We start from the raw sequence: 17,569 nt of genomic DNA, 5'->3' as shown, positions 1-17,569 counted from the left end.
CGGCTCTACAGGGCGGCCTTCAGCGCGGCGAGGCCGAGGTCGAGGTCGGGCTCGGGGATGTTGAGCGCCGGGCGCAGGCGTACGGACCTGGGTCCGCAGGGCAGCACCAGCACGCCGTGCTCCTCCCTGAGCCGGGTCACCAGGGCGTCGCGGGCGGCCTGGTCGGGCAGGTCGAAGGCGCACATCAGGCCGCGGCCCCGTACGCTCGACATCGACTCGGGGCGCTCGGCCTCCAGCTTGGTGAGGCGTTCGAGCAGGTCCCTGCCCACGACGGCGGCGCGCTCGATCAGCCCGTCGCGCTCGATGATCTCCAGGATGCCGCGGCTGCGCACCATGTCCACCAGGCCGCCGCCCCACGTCGAGTTGATGCGGCCGCTCTGCTGGAACACGTTGTCGGGCACCAGGTCCACCCTGCGGCCCGCCATGATCCCGCCCACCTGGACCTTCTTGGCGAAGGCCACGACGTCGGGTTCGAGCCCGAGCTGCTGGTAGGCCCACGCCGTACCGGTGGTGCCGCCGCCGGTCTGCACCTCGTCGAGGACGAACAGGGCGTCGTGCTCGTGGCACAGGTCCTGCATGGCGCGCAGGAACTCGGGACGCATGTGGTTGTCGCCGCCCTCCCCCTGGATGGGCTCGGCGATGAAGCAGGCGATGTCGTGCGGGTCGCGCTCGAACGCCGCGCGGGCCTGCGCCAGCGCCCGCTGCTCGGCGGCCTCGACGTCGCCGAAGTGGATGGCGGGCACGTCGATGCGCGGCCAGTCGAAGGTGGGGAAGCGGTCGGTCTTGGCCGGCTCGGTGTTGGTCAGGCTCAGCGTGTAGCCGCTGCGGCCGTGGAAGGCCCTGGTCAGGTGCATGACCTTGGTGCCGAGATCGCGCGGGCGGCCCGCGGCCTCGTTGCGGCGGCTCTTCCAGTCGAACGCGGTCTTGAGCGCGTTCTCGACGGCCAGGGCGCCGCCCTCGACGAAGAACAGGTGCGGCAGTTCGGGGTCGCCGAGCACCCGGGCGAACGTGTCGACGAAGTCGGCCAGATGCTCGGTGTAGATGTCGGGGTTGGCCGGCTTGTTACGGGCCACCTGGCCGAGGAGCTGGGCGAAGTCGGGGTCGAAGGGCGGGTTCACGCCCAGCGGGGCCGAGGCGAAGAAGGTGTAGAAGTCCAGGTAACGGCGGCCGTTGCGGGCGTCGACCAGCCAGGAGCCCCGGCTGAGTTCGAGGTCGAGCACGAGACGGTATCCGTCGATGAGCAGGTGGCGGGCAAGGCGGGCGTGTACGTCCATGGCGCCTCCACAGCGGATTGGATATTCCTCTCGAAGGACACGGGTATGTACGTAAAATTTACGGCATACCTGCCCTCGAAGTGAAGTTCTTCACCCGTAGTGCCAGAGAGATCATGGCGATGCCGTACAGGATCGCGAAGACGCCGACGAGCCAGACGAGGCTCAGCAGGCCCGCAGCGGGCCAGATGAGGAGCAGGAGACCGAAGATCACCGACAGGACGCCGCCGACGATGAACATCCACTCGTTGTCGATGACCTTGCGGAGGTGGACGCCGGCCACGATCTCCGCGATCCCCGTCAGGATCGCCCAGAACGCCACGACGTAAAGGAGGGCGAGCGAGGTGATCCCCGGCCAGACAAACGCCACGATGCCGGCCAGAATGCCGAGGATTCCGGAGATGATCAGCCAGGCCCGCGACCGTTCGCCGTGCCGGAACCCGGCGAACAGCGCGGACACGCCGCTGACGAGGGCGTACGCGCCGAAGAAGATCACCAGGACGAGCAGAGTGATCCCGGGCCAGATGAGTGCCAGGATACCGAAGATGACCGCTGCGATGCCGCGAATAAGCAGCAGCCACCACGATTGCGAAATATCCCCCATGTTGGTCTGTTTTCCAGTACGTCCCCGGAAAGAGACCAGCGGGAGGTCAAATGTCGTTGATCCGGCGCCCGGCCGGCCCGGTGAGAACGCCGGGCTCGCGACGGTCAGAGGTCGGTGATCCGGATGCCGATCGTGCCCGCGCTGCCCCGGCGCAGGCGGCTGCCGAACAGCGTGACGCGGCCGATCAGGCCGTATTTGCGGCGCAGCAGGTCGCGTACGCGCTCGGTGCCGGCCGCGTCGAGAAGCTCGGCGCGGCCCCCGACCGGCTCTGTGGTGAGGTCGCCGCGCAGGCCGCACCCGGCCACGCTGACCTCGGGGTTGTTCCGGATCCGCTTGACCTTCCCCGAGTCGGCGACGGTCCAGACGACCACCGCGTCACCGTCCTGCGCCACCCAGAGCGGGGTCGCGACGGGGGTGCCGTCCCTGCGGTAGGTGGTCACCGAGATGTACTGCTCCGCGCCGAGGTTCACACATGGGAGTAGACCACGATCGACACCGCGATGTACTGCACCAGGTACGCGGCGACCGTGCACGCGTGGAAGACCTCGTGGAAACCGAACCAGCGGGGCGAGGGGTCGGGGCGGCGCAGGCCGTACACGACGGCTCCGGCCGAGTAGAACACGCCCCCGACGGCCACCAGCACCACGGCGGCCACGCCCGCGCCCTCGAGGAGCTGCGGCATGACGAAGATCGCGGTCCAGCCCAGCGCCAGGTAGAGGACCGTGTAGAGCCAGCGGGGCGCGTTCATCCAGAACATCCGGAACAACACCCCGGCCAGGGCCCCGCCCCAGATGACGGAGACCACCGCCAGCCGTGCCGCCCCCTCCAGGGCCAGCAGGGCGAACGGGGTGTAGGTCCCGGCGATGATCAAATAGATGTTGGCATGATCGATCCTGCGCAGGAACTCCGCCAGCCGGGGGCCGAGCGTGCTGCGGTGGTAGGTGGCGGAGATGCCGAACAACAACGCCGAGGTGATCGCGTAGACGGCGGAGGCCAGACGCGCCTGCAGGGTCGGGCCGAGTGCCACAAGCACGAACCCGGCGACCAGCGTCACGGGCAGCGCTCCGGCGTGCAACCAGCCTCGCAGCCTGGGCTTAACGGTGATGGTCGTCATGTAACCTACGGTACCGTAGGTTGGGAATCTCCTACATATCGGTGCCTGTGAAAGCGGGCCACCCTCCTTCGGCCGCGCCCGTGACGCCGGTGGCGTCGCGCCCGTGACGCCGGTGACGTCAGAGGCCGTTGAGGAAGCGGGCCGCGATGGGGGCCGCGGTCGCCCCGCCCGACCCCCCGTGCCGGACGAAGACGCAGAAGGCCAGGTCGTCCCGGTAACCGATGAACCACGCGTGCGAGGTCCCGTCGCCGGCCTCGGCCGTGCCGGTCTTGCCCGAGACGTCGCCGGGCAGGCCCGCGCCGCTGGCCGTCCCGTAGTCGACCACGGCCGTCATCATGTTCCTGAGCACCGCCACGGTCCCCTCGTCCATCCGGACGTCCTCGTGCGGGGTGCCGTCGATGCGGCGTACCTGCTCCTCCGACAGCAGCCGGGGCGAGCGCCAGGTGCCGCTCTCGACGGCCGCGGCGAGCGCGGCCATGCACAGCGGGGTGGTGATGACCTGGCCCTGTCCGATGGCGTCGGCGGCGAGCATGTCGAGGTCCGCGGTGTCCGGCACGTCGCCGCAGGCGCCGCCGATGCCGGTCGCGATGGCCCGGCCGAAGCCCCACTCGTCCGCCGTCTCGCGCAGGTCCTGCGCGGTGAGCCGGGTGGTGGCCTGTTCGACGAAGGTGGTGTTGCAGGAGTGGGCGAACGCGTCGGTGAAGGTGATCAGGCCGCGGTCCAGCGTCTCGTCGTCGTTCTGGAAGGACCGGTGCAGGGGGATCTGGTACGTGCCGGGGCAGGCGACCTGGGCCGCCGGGTCGAGGCCCTTCTCGAGCAGGGCCGCCGTGGTGATCGTCTTGAAGATGGAGCCGGGCGGGAAGAAGTCCCGTACGGCGCTGTAGTTGTCCTTGAGCCGGTCGGCCAGGGCGAGGATCTCGCCGGTGCTCGGGCGGATGACGATGATCGTGGAGTCCTCCACGCCGTCCAGCGCCCGCGCGGCCGCCGCCTGGACGGGGCGCGAGAGGGTGGTCCGCTCGACGTCCGGCTCGGGGACGCGGGTCATCAACTGCCGGTCGGGACGGCCCGGCGCCTTGGACACCAGCGCCCATCCCTTGCCGGCCCGGACGAACTCGGGCTTGAGCGGATCGAGGTACGCCTCGGCGTAACTGTCGTTCGGGATCTTGTCGCCCTCGCTGGTGACCAGTTCGGCGGCGGCGGCGTCGATCTCGCCCAGTTCCAGCGTGCCGCCGTCCTTGAGCAGCGGGTGCAGGGTCTCGGGGGCCCACAGCACCTTCCAGGAGCGATCGAACACGGCCAGGCGTAAGGTGCTGTCGAACGGCCAGGCCCCGAACTCGGCGAGCTGCCGCACCCCCGCGAACGCCACCTCGGCGCTCTCCTCCCCCGTGCTCCGCAGGGCGCCGGGCGTGAGCTGCAGCGACTCGACGTGGAGCTCCTCGCTCAGCGTCCGATGCCGTACGACGAAGTCGGCCGGCGGCAGGTGCACCAGCCGTTCCATGGCCATGACGTCACCCTCGCGCCAGGCTTCGAAGTACGCGTCGGCCGCCTGGGCGGCGCTGCCCTTGACCTGGTTCGACGACCAGAAGGCGAAACCTCCCGCCCCGACCAACGCCACAAGCGCGATAACGAGCACAATCATCCTTCGTCGTCGCATACGGTTCTCCCAGGAGGGAATCAGACGTGGCACGAGGACAGCGGGAGCCGATGCCCGGCCGGTACCCGGTGACGTTCGGTGAGATCGAGCTTCTCCGGGACCTGGACAGGCAGGACGGCTGGATGCTGTCCAAGGATGGCGTACCTCAGTCGTATGTAGATCTACAAGACCCGACATTTCTGGAATTTGAGTATGTACGGCTCATGGCGGATGTGATCGACCTTCTCGCGGACGGGCCGCTGAGCTGCGTACACGTGGGCGGCGGCGCGTGCACGATCCCCCGCTACGTCTCCGCCACCCGTCCCGGCTCCCGGCACATCGTGATCGAGCCCGACGGACTGCTCGTCAACCTCGTCCGCGAGCAGCTCGACCTCCGGTCGGTGCCCCGGCTCAAGGTCATCGTCGCGGGCGGCCGAGAGGGCACGGCCAAGGTCTGGGACGCCTCGGCCGACCTGGTGGTCCTCGACGCGTTCACGGCGGCGACGATGCCGGTGGAGCTCGCGACGGCCGAGTACATGGGCGACATCGCGCGGATCCTCGGCTCCGACGGCACCCTCCTGATCAACCTGGCCGACGGCAAGGGCCTGGCCTTCGCCCGGCGGCTGCTGGCCACGGTGACGAGCACGTTCCGGCACGTGGCGCTGATGGCGGAGCCGGGCATCATGCGCGGTCGCCGGTTCGGCAACCTCATCGTGGCCGCGTCGCGTACCGGCCTGCCGGTGGACCTGCTGACGCGGCGGGCGGCCGGAGGGCTCACGCAGGCGCGGTGCGTGTACGGCGAGGGGCTGACCAACTTCATCGCGGGAGCCGCCGTGATCAGGGACGGCGACCCGGTCCTCGCCCCCGTCCCCCCGCCTGCCGTCTTCGGCTAAGAGCCGAGTCCACACCACGGGCGGTCCACTTCTCGGGCCGCCCGTTTCCCTTTCCTGCTTCCCTTTCCCGCTTCCCTTTTCTGCGTGGGAACGGCCGCGCGGCCGGGAGAAGTCCGCCGCGGGCTTCCCCACGCACGGAAAAAGTGATATCACTTTGCTAGCAAGGTGAAGTCACACAGGGAAGGGCACAGACGATGGCGGACACATCGGGCGCGATCGCGCCCCAGGGGAGCGTGGTGGAGATGCCCGCGCCGCACACCAGCGAGCGTTCCGTGCGGGCGGCCAACGGGTTCGGGATGGCGGCCGTGGCGACGGTGCTGGTCCTGGCCGGGATCGTGCTGCTGATCGTGGGGATCGCGCTGCTCGCCTCGGGGGCCGGGCAGGGCGGTCTCTGGCTGGTCATCGTGAGCAGCCTGGCGATCCTGGCCGGGTTCACGATGAGCTTCGGGCTCACCGCCGTGGCGCCCGGCGAGGCCAGGGTGGTGCAGTTGCTCGGCCGGTACGTCGGCACCCTGCGCACCCCCGGCTTCCAGTGGGTCAACCCGTTCACCTCGCGGCGGCGGGTGTCCACCCGGATCCGCAACCACGAGACCGACGTGACCAAGGTCAACGACGCCGACGGCAACCCGATCCAGATCGCGACCGTGGTGGTCTGGCAGGTCGAGGACACCGCGCAGGCGGTGTTCGAGGTGGACGACTTCGTGGAGTTCGTGGCCATCCAGGCGGAGACGGCCGTGCGGCACATCGCGGGCAGCTACCCGTACGACGCCCACGGCGAGCCGCGGCTCTCCCTGCGCGACAACGCCGACGAGATCAACGAGCAACTGTCCACCGAGATCGCGGCCCGGGTGCTCTCCGCCGGAGTGAAGATCATCGAGTCGCGCATCGTGCACCTGGCGTACGCGCCCGAGATCGCCCACGCGATGCTGCGCCGCCAGCAGGCCGGCGCGGTGGTGGCGGCCCGGCAGCGGATCGTCGAGGGGGCGGTCGGCATGGTGGAGATGGCGCTGGCCAAGCTCGCCGAGCACGATGTGGTCGAGCTGGACGAGGAGCGCAAGGCGGCCATGGTGAGCAACCTGCTCGTGGTGCTGGTCGGTGACCGCGACACGCAGCCCGTGGTCAACACCGGCACGCTCTACCAGTAACAACCGTGGAACGGAAGAAGATCCTTCTGCGGCTCGACCCGGTGGTGCACGACGCGCTGTCCAGGTGGGCGTCCGACGAGTTGCGCAGTACGAACTCCCAGATCGAGTTCCTCCTGCGCCGGGCCCTGTCCGAGGCCGGACGCCTGCCCGACGGAGTGGGGCGCATGCGACCGCGCGGACGGCCCAGGAAGGCCCCGGAAGAGGACGGCGCAGAAGAGGACGGCGCCGAGGAGGACGGCGGAGAGGACGACCCGGCCGCCGACCGGAGGAAGGACGAGGAGCGAGCGGATGAGGACACAGACGGAGGAGGGTGAGTCCGGTGATGAAGGGCGAGTCCCCGGGGGGCGGCGAGTCGCTGACGCGGTCGGCCTTCCTGCTGGCCTTCGACCTGCGTAAGCAGCGGCTGGCCAACCGGGGCGAGCTGGGCTACCTGCTGCGCGCGGCGGCCCTGGCCGAGTTGCTGCTGGCGGGCAACCTGGCCGACGAGTCGGGCAAGGCCCGGGCCGTCACCGCCCCCGCCGACGCCCCTCGCGGGTCGCTGCGGGCGCTCGTCTGGGAGCAGGTCTCCGGCTCGCCGCCGCGTTCCTGGCGGCGGTGGATCCGTAAGGACCAGGCGCGGGCGGTTCGCGTCGTCCGCGACGAGCTGGCCGCCGACCGGCTGGTGCGGGTGGAGCGGCACCGGGTGCTGGTGTTCCCGGTCGAGCGGATCGTGCCGCGCAAGGCGTACCTGTCGCGCAGGCTCGTGGAGCGCATCGGGCAGGTCGTGCGCGGCGGGCGGCCGGTCGGGCGCGTCGAGCCGGACCTGCGCGTGCTGGCGGGCCTGGCCGCGGCGGCCCGCCTCAGGACGGTCGTGTCGGGACGCGACGCCCGCCAGTACAAGGAACGCATCGAGCGGCTCGCGGCACCCGTCGAGCCGATCGCCACCGCGCTGCGCAAGGCCGTGGACGCGGACCGCCACGCGGCCGCCGACGGGGGCGGCTGACCGACGACACCCATGGGGAAGATCATCATGACCACGTTAACGCGGGCGACGCCCGCCCCTTCGCGGACCGGCGAGCGGGCGCTCGCCCCCGACCTGGCCCGGGGCGCGATGCTGCTGGCCATCGCGTTCGCGCACGCGCCGCTGTTCGTGACCGCCGTCGACCGCGGCCCGGCCGTGCTCAACACGATCACCGAATTCTTCCATCTCGTCTTCGTCAGCAACCACGCGCGCCCGATGTTCGCCTTCCTGTTCGGCTACGCGCTGGTGCAACTGCTCAACCGGGAGATCGACCGGGGCTCCGACTGGGTGAGCGCCCGCAAGCTGCTGCGCCGCCGGGGCTGGTGGCTGGTGGTGCTCGGGTTCGCGCACACCGTGGTGTTCGCCCCGATCGACATCCTGAGCGTCTACGGGCTGACCGCCCTGGTGCTGGTCGGCCTGCTGCGACGGCGGGACGCGGCCCTGCTGTGGACGGCGGGGATCTCCCTGGGGCCCGCCACCGCGGCGGTCGCGTTCGGGATGTGGTATCCGCTGTCGGAGGGCACCTCCACGTTCACGGCGGGCAGCATGGCCGCGGGCGACCGGGGCTTCGGTGCGCTGCTCGTCGATCGGGTCACCGCCTGGCCGATCGGGCTGCTCCTGTTCGCGATCATCGTGCTCCCTGCGGTGGCGCTGGGCATGTGGGCGGCGCGGCGGGGCTTCCTGGAGGAGCCCGTACGGCACCGCCGCTTCCTGGTCCGCGCCGCCGTGATCACCACGGTCCTGTCGGTCGCCGGGGCCGTCCCCGCCGGGCTGGTCCAGGCCGGGGTGTGGCACGATCCCTCACCCGCGGCACTCTGGGCGGTGGCGGCGGCGCAGCCGCTCACCGGGTACGCCGGCGGCATCGGCCTGGCGGGCATCGTGGCCCTGGTCGCCATCCGGGCGGCCCGGCGGCGTGGCCGGCTCACCACGATGGTCGAGGCTCTCGGGCAGCGTTCGCTGAGCCTGTACCTCTTCCAGTCCCTCGCGTTCGTCGTGCTCTTCTACCCGTACGGGCTCGCGCTGCAGGACGACCTCGGCCTCGCGGGCGCCACGGCCGTGGCGGCGGGCACGTGGGTGGTGTCGCTGTTCCTCGCCGACGCCATGCGGCGGGTGGGGTACCGGGGCCCGGCCGAGATCCTGCTGCGCCGTCTGGTCCGGCGGCGGCGCTCCGGTCAGGACGCGTCGGGGCCGAGGTAGGCCAGCACGGCGGCCACCCTCCGGTGCCGGGCGCGGGCGGGCCGGGGGCTCCTGACCTCCTGGTCAGTGCGCCACGGTGACCACGATCTTGCCGAACTGGGTGTTGGACTCCATGTGCCGGTGGGCCCGTACGATCTCGTCCAGCGGGAAGAGGCGGTCCACCACCGGCCGCAGGAACCCGGCGCGCAGGCCCGAGGTGACGAACGCCGTGGCGCGGCGCATCCGCCCGGGATCCCTGGTGATCTCCAGCATCGTGTACGTGCGCAGGTTCAGCGCGGGCATGCCCAGGTCGAACCCGGGATAGGGCGTGGGCTGCCCGCTCTGCGCCCCCCACAGGAAGACGGTGCCGCCGGCGGCCACCGCGCGGGCCAGGCCGAGCACGCCGGGCCCGGCGACGGCGTCGAAGACGAACTCGGCGCCTCGGCCGCCGGTCAGCTCCAGCAGGCGGCCAGGCACGTCCTCCTCGTCGGAGACGATCACCTCGGCCGCCCCCTCCTCCAGCAGCCGCCGCCGCTTGTCCCGGGTGCGGGTCACGGCCACCGGCGTGGCGCCCACCCGGTTGGCGGTCTGGATCGCGGCCAGGCCGACGCTGCTGGAGGCCGCGGTCACCACCGCCACGTCGCCCGCCCGCATCCCGCCCACCTCGACCATCGCGCCGAAGGCCGTGAGGTGGGGCATCCAGACCGCGGCGCCGCTCACGGCGTCCACCCCGTCGGGACGCAGCAGGAGCGCGCCCGCCGGCACGATCGCCCGCTCGGCGTACACGCCGTAGTCGTTGTGCGAGAAGCTCGGCACGACGCTGACCGCCTGGCCCTCCTCGAACCCGGCCACGCCGGGGCCGACGGCCTCGATCACACCGGCCGCCTCGTTGCCGAGCCCTGAGGGCAACCGCTTGACCTGCTCGATGTACCGGCCGCTGCGGAACAGCGCCTCCGCCCTGTTGAGCCCGATCGCGTCCACCCGGATGCGTACCTCGCCCGGCCCCGGCTCGCCGGTCTCCAGGTCCTCCAGGCGCAGCACCTCGGGCCCGCCGATCTCGTGGAACCGCACTGTCCTCGCCATGGCACCGTCTTTCGCTCGCGGGGTGACGCCGCCCCCACTGTGCCAGGAAAGTACGATCGCGGTCAAACTTTGATGAGGGTCGTACTATGGCGGGCATGGAACGCACACCGTCCCACCCGGAGGTCTCCGAGTTCGACCTCCAGAAGGTGCTGGAGGCCCTCGTCGATCCGGTGCGCCGGAGCATCGTCACGCAACTCGACGCCGCCGGCGCGGACATCGCCTGCGGCGCGTTCGACCTGTCCGTCAGCAAGTCGACCGCCACCCACCACTTCAAGGTGCTGCGCGAGGCGGGCCTGATCCGGCAGCACTACGCCGGCACCTCGCGCATGAACACCCTGCGCCGCGCCGAGATGGACGAGGCGTTCCCCGGCCTCCTCGACGCCCTCACCGCGCCCCGACGCGCGGCACGCTGACGACACACCCCGAGCGCCGGCGAGCGACCTCGACAGGCGGACGACACGAGAACGACAGGCAGCCTTCCTAAGCTCGGCGACGAGCGCGCAACTCACGGCGTGGACCGGAGAGCAAGCCCCTCTTCGGTCGATCCACCCAGGAGTATTCCCCTCAAGAATGGTGTGAGATGCGAAAAAGGTCTGCGTCAAGACGGTCGGTGGTCGTCGCACTCCTCGTGACGGCGATGCTGGGCAGCCTGGCGAGCACGGCGGCGGCGGATCGCGAACCGCCGGCAGGGGACAAGAGACCGCAGCCCGAGTACGACATCAGAGACTTCCGGGGAACTCTTCCCGGGAAGGTCTCCCCACCGAGCTTCGCCTTCAAGGAGCCGCCCGCGGTGCTCAACGGAATGACGTACGTCGGCACCGCCTACATCGTCAACTCCTACACCCACGACGGCCACGCCTACTGCCTTGACGCCCACGCTGGGGGCCAAGGCGCCCCCAATTCCCCGGTCGGGTTGTGGCAGTGCAACGGCGGTCCGACACTGGCGTGGAACGTCTACGACGTGGGCGGTTCGAGCCTCTACCGCTACAGATTCATCAACTACCAGTGGAACCGTTCGCTCGACTACCCGGCCAGGTCGAACGGCGCCAACCTCTGGCAGTACGGGATATACGACTACGTCGACAGTCGTGGCCAGAGATTCTGGCCGTACCTCCGCAGCGAGACGGGCACCTGGGAGATCTCGGTGGAACTCGGCGGCGCCCTGAACATGATGGACGCCTACGGGACACAGTCCGGCAACCTCACCCCGGTCCTCAACGGGCCGTACTCCGGCCACGACCGTCAACGGTGGCTGTTCGACTGGATCGGCGACGGGCGCGGTTGACCGGTTGAATCCGGTCGTGGCCCCTGGAGGAGTCCAGGGGCCTACTGTGTGTGCGGCGTCAGCGAAGAGTGAGGCAGGCGACGCGGGAGCCGGCCTGGCCGACCTGCGGGCCCGAGGTCTCGGTCGGCAGGGCGTGGATGACGAGCGAGCCGGGCAGTTGGGCGCCGTCGAACGCCCAGTCGTTGCGGACGCTCGACCGCGCGGCGCCCTCGGCGTCGGTGGTGAAGTCGAGCCAGACCTCGCTCTCGGGGCTGATCACGCCCTGATCGTGCTGGAAGTGGGGGCCGGCCTCGTCGGGCTTCTTGCCGCACGGCTTGGTGTGCAGGTGCGCGCCGTACGCGCGGTCGGGCAGCAGCCCTTCGACGACGAGCGAGGTGCGGGTCTGACCGGCCGACGACTCGATGCTGAGGCTGGCCTGCGCCCCCTCGGGAGCGAGCTTGCGGTCGTAGGCGATGGCGGCGGTGTCGTCGGCGAAGAACTCCCCGGAGGAGTTGAGGTTGGTGACCGCCTCGGGCGCCGTCTTGGCGTTCTGGAGCGGGACCGGCGGGGCGGAACAGGCCGTCGCCGAGGCCGCCGTCAGCAGGATGAGCAGGAATGCGGGCACGCGCATGAGACCCCCCACGGTTGGAGCCCCTCCGGCATGAGGGCTCCGAGAGGCCACCACTCTAACGAGTGATCGGCCCGATACGTACGGTCATCCTCCTTGGGCGCCGTGTTTTGCCGCGATGTCGTCGATCATTGCAGCGAGCGTGAAGTCGAGGTCGGTCAGGCCGCCCCGGTCGTGGGTGGTGAGGGTCAGGTGGAGCGTGCGCCAGCGGATGTCGATGTCGGGGTGGTGGTTCAGCTCCTCGGCCCGGACCGCGATCTCGTCGACGATGCGGATGGCGGCGGGGAAGTCGGGCGCGGTGACCGTGCGCCTGATCGCGCCGCCCTCCCGCCGCCAGGCGGGCAGGTCGTCGAGCCTGCTCTCGATGTCCATGAGACCTCCCGTGTACGGTGCCCTGACCTCACGCTACTTCAGCGCCCCCGAGCCGAGCCCGGACTGGATCTGCCGCTGGAAGATGATGTAGACGATCATTACCGGAAGGATGGTGATGGACAGGGCGGCGAACAGCCCCGGCCAGTCGGCTTCGTACCCGGCCAGCGTGGAGATCCCGGCGATGCCCTGGGTGAGCACCCATTTGTCCGGGTCGCCGGCCAGCAGCACGAGGGGCAGGAGGTACTGGTTCCACTGCCCGAGCACGTTGAAGATCGTGATGCTGACCAGGCCCGGCCGGGCCATCGGGACCATGATCTGGAAGAACGTACGAGTGTGCGACGCGCCGTCGATCAGCGCGGCCTCGGCGACGGCCGTCGGCAGCGTACGGAAGAACGCCGCCAGGAAGAACACCGTGAACGGCAGCGAGTAGGCGATGTACACCAGCACGAGCCCGACGTGCGAGTTGAGCAGCCCGAACTGCCTGACCACGAAGAACAGCGGCCCGAGCGCCAGGAAGACCGGGAAGGCCAGCCCGGCCACGAAGTAGTAGTAGATCAGCCGGCTGCCGGGGAAGCGGAAGCGCGCCAGCACGTACGCCGCCATCGAGCCGAACACCATCGTGCCCGCCGTGCCGAAGAGCACGACGAGGACGGTGTTGAGCATGTACTGCCCGATGTGCGCCGTGTCCCAGGCCCGCCCCCACGCGTCCAGCCGCAGCGCGCCCGGCAGTTGCAGCGGGTCGCCGAAGATCTCGGTGTTGTTCTTGAACGAGGCCAGGAACGTCCACAGCAGCGGCGCGATGATCAGCAGTGCCCAGACGGCCAGCGCCACGTGGGAGAGCGCGCCCAGCACGCCGGGCCTGAACCTGTCCGTTGTCCGCGTGGCCATGACTACAGCTCAACCTCCTCGCGCCGGGTCGTACGCAACGTCAGCACCGCGAACGTCACGGTGAGGAAGAACAGCGCCACGCCCATCGCGGACGCGTAGCCGACCTTCTGGTAGGAGAAGGCGGTGTTGTAGATGGTGATCGGCAGGATCGTGGTGGCCCCGTCGGGCTCGCCCTTGCTGCCGGCCAGCACCTGGATCAGCGCGAACCCGTCGAAGGCCGCGATGCCCAGGTAGATCCAGCCGACCTGGACGGTGTCGCGCAGCAGCGGCAGCGTGATCGAGAAGAACAGCCTGATCCGGTTGGCCCCGTCGAGCGCCGCCGCCTCGAAGTAGTCCTTCGGGATGGCGGCCATGCCCGCCGAGAACAGCACCACGTAGAAGCCGACCGCCTGCCAGACCATCACCGCGAGCACCGACCACAGGGCCAGGTCCGGCTCGATGAGCCAGCCGACGGGCTCGACCCCGAAGCGGGCCAGCACGCCGTTGGCGACGCCGTCCTCGTCGGGCCGGTAGACGGCCTGGAACAGCACCCCGACCACGGCCACGGCCAGCACCTGGGGGAAGAAGAACACCACCCGGTAGAACCTCGACCCCCAGACCCCTTTCATGCCGGCCCCGCGAGTGCCGCCGCCCAGGTTCAGCAGGAAGGCCAGGAAGAGCGCGATGACGATCGTGGTGAGCGGCAGCACCAGCAGCAGAATCCCGTGGTTGCGCAGGGCCCGCCAGAACACCTCGTCCGCCAGCAGCCGGCCGAAGTTGTCCAGCCCCACGTAACGCACGACCGAGCTGTATCCGTTCCAGCTCGTCAGGGAGAGCTGGAACGCCTGGACGTACGGGCTGATGACGAAGACCGTGTAGAGCACGAGGGGCACGGCGAGGAACCCGGCCGCGAATCCGTACGAGCGCAACCGCTCCATGGGTCACTGGCTCCGGGTCTGCTTGGTGACCGCGTCGTCCTTCTTGACGTCGTCGGCCTTCTTCTGCATGTTGGCCAGGAACTTCGCCGGCGTGATCCGGCCGGCCATGACCACGTTGATCTGCTCGCTGCCGTAGTCGAACAGCTCCTTGTACCAGCCTTCGAAGCGGGCCTCGGTGATGATGTTCTGGCCGGCCTTGTCCTGGGCTCGGGCGGCGCTCATGAGGCCGGCGGGCAGGTTGACGCCCTCGGCGGCGCCGTTCACGACCGTGAGGTTCTGCGTCTTCTCCGTGAAGCCGCGCGCGCCTTCCTTGGAGAGCATCAGGCGCAGGTACGCGAGGCCGCCCTGCGGGTTCTTGCCCTTGGCGCCGACCACGAAGTTCTCGCCCACGCCGACCTGGATGGCGCCGTACGGCATCGCGTCGGCGGCGGTGACGTCGGGGATGGGGGCGATGGCGTACTCGAAGTTGTCCGGCTTGTCCTTGGCCATCTCGTTCTCGACCCACGAGCCGGTGGGGTAGAAGAGCACCTCGTTCTGCAGTTGCTTGATCTGGGTCTGGGTGTGGTCGAGGCCGAAGTACGCCTTGTCGCCGTACTTCGTCTGGATGTCCACCCACGCGGTGATGGCCTGCCGCATCGCCTCGGAGTTCCAGGCGTTGTCCACGAGGTTGTCGATGTCGATGATGGCCTGGTTGCCGCCGATCTTGGCGGCGGTGTAGAGGACGTTCCAGAGCTGGTAGTACGGCCCCTTCTGCCCCGGGTACGCGAAGAGCAGGATGCCCTCCCCCTTGGCCTCCTCCCCCAGTGCCGCGAACTCCGCCCAGGTCGTCGGCAGCGACCAGCCCTTCGACTGGAACAGCTTGGCGTTGTACCACAGGCTGCGGTGGGACACCGTGTAGTTGAGCACCAGGTCCCTGCCGTTGATCTTGGCGTTGTCGACCACGGCCGGGGTGAGCGTGTCGCGCACCTTCTTGGCCGGGTCGTCGATCGAGGGCGCGTCGAACAGCGGGGCCAGGTCGGCGAGGTGTCCCTCGGCGGCCAGCGCGGCCAGGTCCATCGACTCGGGGCCCGAGTTGTTGAGCACGTCGGGCGCGTCGCCGGCGACGAAGCGGGGGCGGAGCTGGGTGCCGATCTGCTGGGTGGCGGTGTGCTTGATGGTGACGCCGGGGAACGCCTTCTTGTACAGCTCCTCGTGCAGTTCCTTGGCGTACGCGTCGCCGTAGCCGCCGCTGAAGATGACGACTTCGAGCGGCGTCTTGGCGTCCACGCCGAAGGGGTTCTTCGGGTCCGCGGAGACGGGGATCGAGGTGGAGGGGGCGGCCGCGGGCTCGCCTCCCGTGCCTGCGGTGGCGCACGCGCTCAGCAGGCCCGCGCCTGGGCCGGCGACGAACGCGGTCATGCCGATCCGGCGGATGAGCTGACGCCGGGAGATCTCGCCCGGGTGGGTCATGGGGGGCTCCTCAATTAGGAAAGTTTCCTAAACGATTGCCCGCAACGTATGAACGGCCCACGACGCGCGTCAAGAGGCCGCAATCGAGACGTGACCATGCCGTGACGCCACGCCTAGAATGAGGTTCTAGAAGCAAGGTGGGTCACATGATTGCGGAGTACGCGGACCGTGTGTGGCACGGACAATCAGACGACAGCATCGTGGACGCCGGCATGGAAGGCAAAGGCGTTCTGACGGTCGCCGACGGGCTGGGCTGGTAGCCGGGATTCGGCAACGTCGTCACCTTCGAGAGCGGGGGCGAACTGGCGCTCTTCGACACCGGCAGCCCGTTCTCCGCCGCCCGGCTGCACGCGGACGTACGCGACAACCAGTCTGCGCGCCCGGTACGACGGCAATCCGGCCCATCTCAAACCCGCGCCCGACGCCGTTCCGGCGAAATCGGTGGCGGAACTCGCGGGCGGCCCGTCGGTGCTCGCCGACGCCGCGCTCAAGGCCCTTTCCGAGGGTGACGGGCGGCTGGCGGGGCAGCTCGCGGAAATGGCCGCCCTGGCGGCCCCGGACGACGCGGCCGTGCACCGCATACGTCCGCCGGACCTGGGCGGCGCTCATGAGCCCGTCAGTTCCTCCACCAGTCGGATCCGGGCGGCGGGGTGGACCGCGGCAGTGAGCTCGCGGGCACGTCCGCCGGGGGCGTGACGCTGATGGCAGCGGCGTCGGACGCGGTCCTGGAGACGGTCTCCACGGTCCAGTCGGCCCCGACGTGCTCGGCCGCGACGGCGTAGCTCTCGGCGACTCCGGTGGACGGATCGGGCCGGATCACGTTGTAGCTGATCTTGGTCCCGGCCCGTTCCAGCTCGGCCCTGACCTCCTTGACCGGCAGGTCGCGGGAGGAGTACTCGTCCATCTGGACGGGGGTGGCGTAAGGCTCGCCGGGCTCGGCGGGCCGGCCGATGCCGAAGACGATCCTGCCGGTGAGGCCGGTGGGCAGGGAGATCTCGCCGCACCAGGCCGAACGGCAGCCCTCTGTCCAGGTGCTGACGGTGACGACTGCACCCTGGGGGAAGTTTCCGTCGGCGACCGGGCTGATGAGCTTGCCGACGTCCTCGGGCGCCACCGGGGCCTTGCGCACCTCGGCGGCGAGTCCCACGGCCTGGAACGCCTGGGTGAACGTGGCGGCGTCGGCCTCCGGGTCGTTGACGGCGATGATGAGGACGTTGGCGCGGCTCTCGAGTGAGACGGCGGCGTTGGCGTACTCGGTGGCGGGGCCGCCGAAGGGTGCCCAGAGCACGAGGGCGGCGGTCAGCGCGGCGACCGGCACGCCGAGCCCCAGACCGCGCCCCAGGCCGCGTCGCACGGTGAAGCGCCTGGGCCGCGCCGGGAGAACATCGCCCGCGGGCTCGCGCCCCTCGGCCATGATCGACTCCTTCAGCGCCCGCGCCCCCGCGCCGGACGCCTGTCCCACCGGCTCTCCTGCCAGGTCCTCGTCACGCACGCGGGCGAGATCGGCGATGTTCATCCTGCGCTCCCTTCGATCGCGACGGCGCGCGAGTGGTCGATTCCCGCGGCGGCCAGGCCACGGGCGAAGCGCCTGCGGGCGCGGTAGAGCCTGACCCGTACGGTGTTGGCGGACACACCGACGATCTTGGCGATCTGGCCGGGGTTCAGCCGCTCCCACGCGACCAGCGCGAGCAGTTCCCTGTCGTCCTCGGGCAGGGCGCGGAAGACCTGTCCGATCCGGGAGAGGTCCTCGGCGGGCCGTTCCGCGGCCGTCGGCGAGGCGGCCAGTTGCGCGCGCAGGGCCTCGGTGCGGCGTTCGTGCCGCCGCTCGCCGCGCCGGTGGTTGGCCAGCACGTTCCTGGCCACGCCGTAGAGCCACAGCCTGGCCTCGTCCCCGTGGGGGACCTCCTCGATGCGGCGCCAGGCGGTCAGGAAGGTCTCGGCCACGACGTCGGCCGCGTCGTCCGGGTCCGGGCAGCGGCGCAGCGCGTACCCGAGCAGCGGCCGGTACGAGGATCCGTAGATCTCCTCGAACCGGCTTTCGGGATCGACTCCCACTGGGGCTCCTCACTTGGGCGTGTCAACACCCAACCCCATGTCCGGAAATTTCCGAGCATTACGGGGAGGATCCCGTT

22 protein-coding genes are annotated in these 17,569 nt (G+C 70.2%); 8 read left to right on the top strand and 14 right to left on the bottom strand.

Annotated features, from left to right (window positions below):
• Positions 1-5: 5 nt before the first annotated feature.
• From lat to ACZ6S0_RS19095, 5 genes are all read right to left on the bottom strand, one after another.
• Positions 6-1,274 carry an L-lysine 6-transaminase gene (lat, locus tag ACZ6S0_RS19115; protein ID WP_465919049.1) on the bottom strand — a complete coding sequence of 423 codons (1,269 nt, stop codon included), beginning with the start codon at positions 1,272-1,274 and terminating at the stop codon, positions 6-8.
• A gap of 58 nt (positions 1,275-1,332) precedes the next feature.
• A complete protein-coding gene (locus tag ACZ6S0_RS19110; RefSeq protein ID WP_465919047.1) occupies positions 1,333-1,875 on the bottom strand; it encodes an HdeD family acid-resistance protein in 543 nt (180 codons plus the stop codon).
• Between the two features lie 104 nt (positions 1,876-1,979).
• Positions 1,980-2,345 carry a PPOX class F420-dependent oxidoreductase gene (locus tag ACZ6S0_RS19105; RefSeq protein WP_465919045.1) on the bottom strand — a complete coding sequence of 122 codons (366 nt, stop codon included), beginning with the start codon at positions 2,343-2,345 and terminating at the stop codon, positions 1,980-1,982.
• Positions 2,342-2,989, bottom strand: coding sequence for a PAQR family membrane homeostasis protein TrhA (gene trhA / locus ACZ6S0_RS19100; protein WP_465919042.1), 648 nt, complete (start codon positions 2,987-2,989; stop codon positions 2,342-2,344). The genes ACZ6S0_RS19105 and trhA overlap by 4 nt, the downstream gene beginning before the upstream one ends.
• Before the next feature lie 118 nt (positions 2,990-3,107).
• On the bottom strand, positions 3,108-4,628 hold the full coding sequence (locus tag ACZ6S0_RS19095; protein WP_465919040.1) for a penicillin-binding transpeptidase domain-containing protein: 1,521 nt from the start codon (positions 4,626-4,628) through the stop codon (positions 3,108-3,110).
• A 65-nt stretch (positions 4,629-4,693) separates the two neighbouring features.
• Here ACZ6S0_RS19095 and ACZ6S0_RS19090 point away from each other — a divergent pair, with 65 nt between their 5' ends.
• From ACZ6S0_RS19090 to ACZ6S0_RS19070, 5 genes are all read left to right on the top strand, one after another.
• Positions 4,694-5,515 (top strand): spermidine synthase, encoded by an 822-nt coding sequence (locus tag ACZ6S0_RS19090; protein WP_465919310.1) that lies wholly within the window; start codon positions 4,694-4,696, stop codon positions 5,513-5,515.
• Positions 5,516-5,709: 194 nt separating this feature from the next.
• Positions 5,710-6,660 (top strand): SPFH domain-containing protein, encoded by a 951-nt coding sequence (locus tag ACZ6S0_RS19085; protein ID WP_465919039.1) that lies wholly within the window; start codon positions 5,710-5,712, stop codon positions 6,658-6,660.
• A gap of 5 nt (positions 6,661-6,665) precedes the next feature.
• The gene (locus tag ACZ6S0_RS19080; RefSeq protein ID WP_465919037.1) at positions 6,666-6,974 is read left to right on the top strand and encodes a type II toxin-antitoxin system antitoxin; all 309 of its coding nucleotides are present in this window, start codon (positions 6,666-6,668) and stop codon (positions 6,972-6,974) included.
• A gap of 8 nt (positions 6,975-6,982) precedes the next feature.
• Positions 6,983-7,642, top strand: coding sequence for a GPP34 family phosphoprotein (locus ACZ6S0_RS19075; protein WP_465919034.1), 660 nt, complete (start codon positions 6,983-6,985; stop codon positions 7,640-7,642).
• A gap of 27 nt (positions 7,643-7,669) precedes the next feature.
• Positions 7,670-8,857, top strand: a complete 1,188-nt coding sequence (locus ACZ6S0_RS19070; RefSeq protein WP_465919031.1) for a DUF418 domain-containing protein — start codon at positions 7,670-7,672, stop codon at positions 8,855-8,857.
• A gap of 63 nt (positions 8,858-8,920) precedes the next feature.
• On the opposite strand, the gene ACZ6S0_RS19065 is transcribed toward ACZ6S0_RS19070, so the two are convergent.
• Positions 8,921-9,919: a zinc-dependent alcohol dehydrogenase family protein gene (locus ACZ6S0_RS19065; RefSeq protein ID WP_465919028.1), complete on the bottom strand. Its 999-nt coding sequence runs from the start codon at positions 9,917-9,919 to the stop codon at positions 8,921-8,923.
• Between the two features lie 95 nt (positions 9,920-10,014).
• Here ACZ6S0_RS19065 and ACZ6S0_RS19060 point away from each other — a divergent pair, with 95 nt between their 5' ends.
• Together ACZ6S0_RS19060 and ACZ6S0_RS19055 are read left to right on the top strand one after the other, a co-directional pair.
• Positions 10,015-10,332: an ArsR/SmtB family transcription factor gene (locus ACZ6S0_RS19060; protein WP_465919026.1), complete on the top strand. Its 318-nt coding sequence runs from the start codon at positions 10,015-10,017 to the stop codon at positions 10,330-10,332.
• A gap of 197 nt (positions 10,333-10,529) precedes the next feature.
• The gene (locus ACZ6S0_RS19055) at positions 10,530-11,204 is read left to right on the top strand and encodes an RICIN domain-containing protein (protein WP_465919022.1); all 675 of its coding nucleotides are present in this window, start codon (positions 10,530-10,532) and stop codon (positions 11,202-11,204) included.
• A gap of 58 nt (positions 11,205-11,262) precedes the next feature.
• Here the strand turns inward: ACZ6S0_RS19055 and ACZ6S0_RS19050 are convergent, their stop codons facing one another.
• The 6 genes from ACZ6S0_RS19050 to ACZ6S0_RS19025 all read right to left on the bottom strand — a co-directional run bounded on the left by ACZ6S0_RS19050 (position 11,263) and on the right by ACZ6S0_RS19025 (position 15,928).
• Positions 11,263-11,814, bottom strand: a complete 552-nt coding sequence (locus tag ACZ6S0_RS19050; protein ID WP_465919018.1) for a superoxide dismutase family protein — start codon at positions 11,812-11,814, stop codon at positions 11,263-11,265.
• Between the two features lie 84 nt (positions 11,815-11,898).
• Positions 11,899-12,183 (bottom strand): 4a-hydroxytetrahydrobiopterin dehydratase, encoded by a 285-nt coding sequence (locus ACZ6S0_RS19045; protein ID WP_465919016.1) that lies wholly within the window; start codon positions 12,181-12,183, stop codon positions 11,899-11,901.
• Between the two features lie 33 nt (positions 12,184-12,216).
• Complete coding sequence (locus ACZ6S0_RS19040) at positions 12,217-13,071, bottom strand: carbohydrate ABC transporter permease (RefSeq protein ID WP_465919013.1); 855 nt, start codon at positions 13,069-13,071, stop codon at positions 12,217-12,219.
• A gap of 2 nt (positions 13,072-13,073) precedes the next feature.
• Positions 13,074-13,988 (bottom strand): carbohydrate ABC transporter permease, encoded by a 915-nt coding sequence (locus tag ACZ6S0_RS19035; protein WP_465919009.1) that lies wholly within the window; start codon positions 13,986-13,988, stop codon positions 13,074-13,076.
• A 3-nt stretch (positions 13,989-13,991) separates the two neighbouring features.
• On the bottom strand, positions 13,992-15,437 hold the full coding sequence (gene ngcE / locus ACZ6S0_RS19030) for an N-acetylglucosamine/diacetylchitobiose ABC transporter substrate-binding protein (RefSeq protein WP_465919008.1): 1,446 nt from the start codon (positions 15,435-15,437) through the stop codon (positions 13,992-13,994).
• A gap of 185 nt (positions 15,438-15,622) precedes the next feature.
• Positions 15,623-15,928, bottom strand: coding sequence for a hypothetical protein (locus ACZ6S0_RS19025; protein WP_465919320.1), 306 nt, complete (start codon positions 15,926-15,928; stop codon positions 15,623-15,625).
• On the opposite strand from ACZ6S0_RS19025, the gene ACZ6S0_RS19020 reads away from it, so the two are divergent.
• A complete protein-coding gene (locus ACZ6S0_RS19020) occupies positions 15,879-16,133 on the top strand; it encodes a hypothetical protein (RefSeq protein ID WP_465919006.1) in 255 nt (84 codons plus the stop codon). The genes ACZ6S0_RS19025 and ACZ6S0_RS19020 overlap by 50 nt on opposite strands.
• Here the strand turns inward: ACZ6S0_RS19020 and ACZ6S0_RS19015 are convergent.
• Positions 16,054-16,953: a hypothetical protein gene (locus tag ACZ6S0_RS19015; protein WP_465919004.1), complete on the bottom strand. Its 900-nt coding sequence runs from the start codon at positions 16,951-16,953 to the stop codon at positions 16,054-16,056. The two genes, ACZ6S0_RS19020 and ACZ6S0_RS19015, sit on opposite strands and share 80 nt — an antisense overlap.
• On the bottom strand, positions 16,950-17,492 hold the full coding sequence (locus tag ACZ6S0_RS19010) for an RNA polymerase sigma factor (protein WP_465919001.1): 543 nt from the start codon (positions 17,490-17,492) through the stop codon (positions 16,950-16,952). Before ACZ6S0_RS19010 ends, ACZ6S0_RS19015 begins: the two co-directional genes overlap by 4 nt.
• Positions 17,493-17,569: the final 77 nt, after the last annotated feature.

Source organism: Nonomuraea sp. NPDC051298 (assembly GCF_055586305.1).
The sequence above is the reverse complement of the archived record's forward strand: the minus strand, read 5'-3'. Positions and strand labels throughout refer to the sequence as shown.

Bases quoted from the DNA above. Each gene is read 5' to 3' on its own strand.
- lat (WP_465919049.1), bottom strand. From the start codon at position 1,274: ATGGACGTACACGCCCGCCTTGCCCGCCACCTGCTCATCGACGGATAC.
- ACZ6S0_RS19110 (WP_465919047.1), bottom strand. From the start codon at position 1,875: ATGGGGGATATTTCGCAATCGTGGTGGCTGCTGCTTATTCGCGGCATC.
- trhA (WP_465919042.1), bottom strand. From the start codon at position 2,989: ATGACGACCATCACCGTTAAGCCCAGGCTGCGAGGCTGGTTGCACGCC.
- ACZ6S0_RS19095 (WP_465919040.1), bottom strand. From the start codon at position 4,628: ATGATTGTGCTCGTTATCGCGCTTGTGGCGTTGGTCGGGGCGGGAGGT.
- ACZ6S0_RS19090 (WP_465919310.1), top strand. From the start codon at position 4,694: ATGCCCGGCCGGTACCCGGTGACGTTCGGTGAGATCGAGCTTCTCCGG.
- ACZ6S0_RS19085 (WP_465919039.1), top strand. From the start codon at position 5,710: ATGGCGGACACATCGGGCGCGATCGCGCCCCAGGGGAGCGTGGTGGAG.
- ACZ6S0_RS19075 (WP_465919034.1), top strand. From the start codon at position 6,983: ATGAAGGGCGAGTCCCCGGGGGGCGGCGAGTCGCTGACGCGGTCGGCC.
- ACZ6S0_RS19070 (WP_465919031.1), top strand. From the start codon at position 7,670: ATGACCACGTTAACGCGGGCGACGCCCGCCCCTTCGCGGACCGGCGAG.
- ACZ6S0_RS19065 (WP_465919028.1), bottom strand. From the start codon at position 9,919: ATGGCGAGGACAGTGCGGTTCCACGAGATCGGCGGGCCCGAGGTGCTG.
- ACZ6S0_RS19060 (WP_465919026.1), top strand. From the start codon at position 10,015: ATGGAACGCACACCGTCCCACCCGGAGGTCTCCGAGTTCGACCTCCAG.
- ACZ6S0_RS19050 (WP_465919018.1), bottom strand. From the start codon at position 11,814: ATGCGCGTGCCCGCATTCCTGCTCATCCTGCTGACGGCGGCCTCGGCG.
- ACZ6S0_RS19045 (WP_465919016.1), bottom strand. From the start codon at position 12,183: ATGGACATCGAGAGCAGGCTCGACGACCTGCCCGCCTGGCGGCGGGAG.
- ACZ6S0_RS19040 (WP_465919013.1), bottom strand. From the start codon at position 13,071: ATGGCCACGCGGACAACGGACAGGTTCAGGCCCGGCGTGCTGGGCGCG.
- ACZ6S0_RS19035 (WP_465919009.1), bottom strand. From the start codon at position 13,988: ATGGAGCGGTTGCGCTCGTACGGATTCGCGGCCGGGTTCCTCGCCGTG.
- ngcE (WP_465919008.1), bottom strand. From the start codon at position 15,437: ATGACCCACCCGGGCGAGATCTCCCGGCGTCAGCTCATCCGCCGGATC.
- ACZ6S0_RS19015 (WP_465919004.1), bottom strand. From the start codon at position 16,953: ATGAACATCGCCGATCTCGCCCGCGTGCGTGACGAGGACCTGGCAGGA.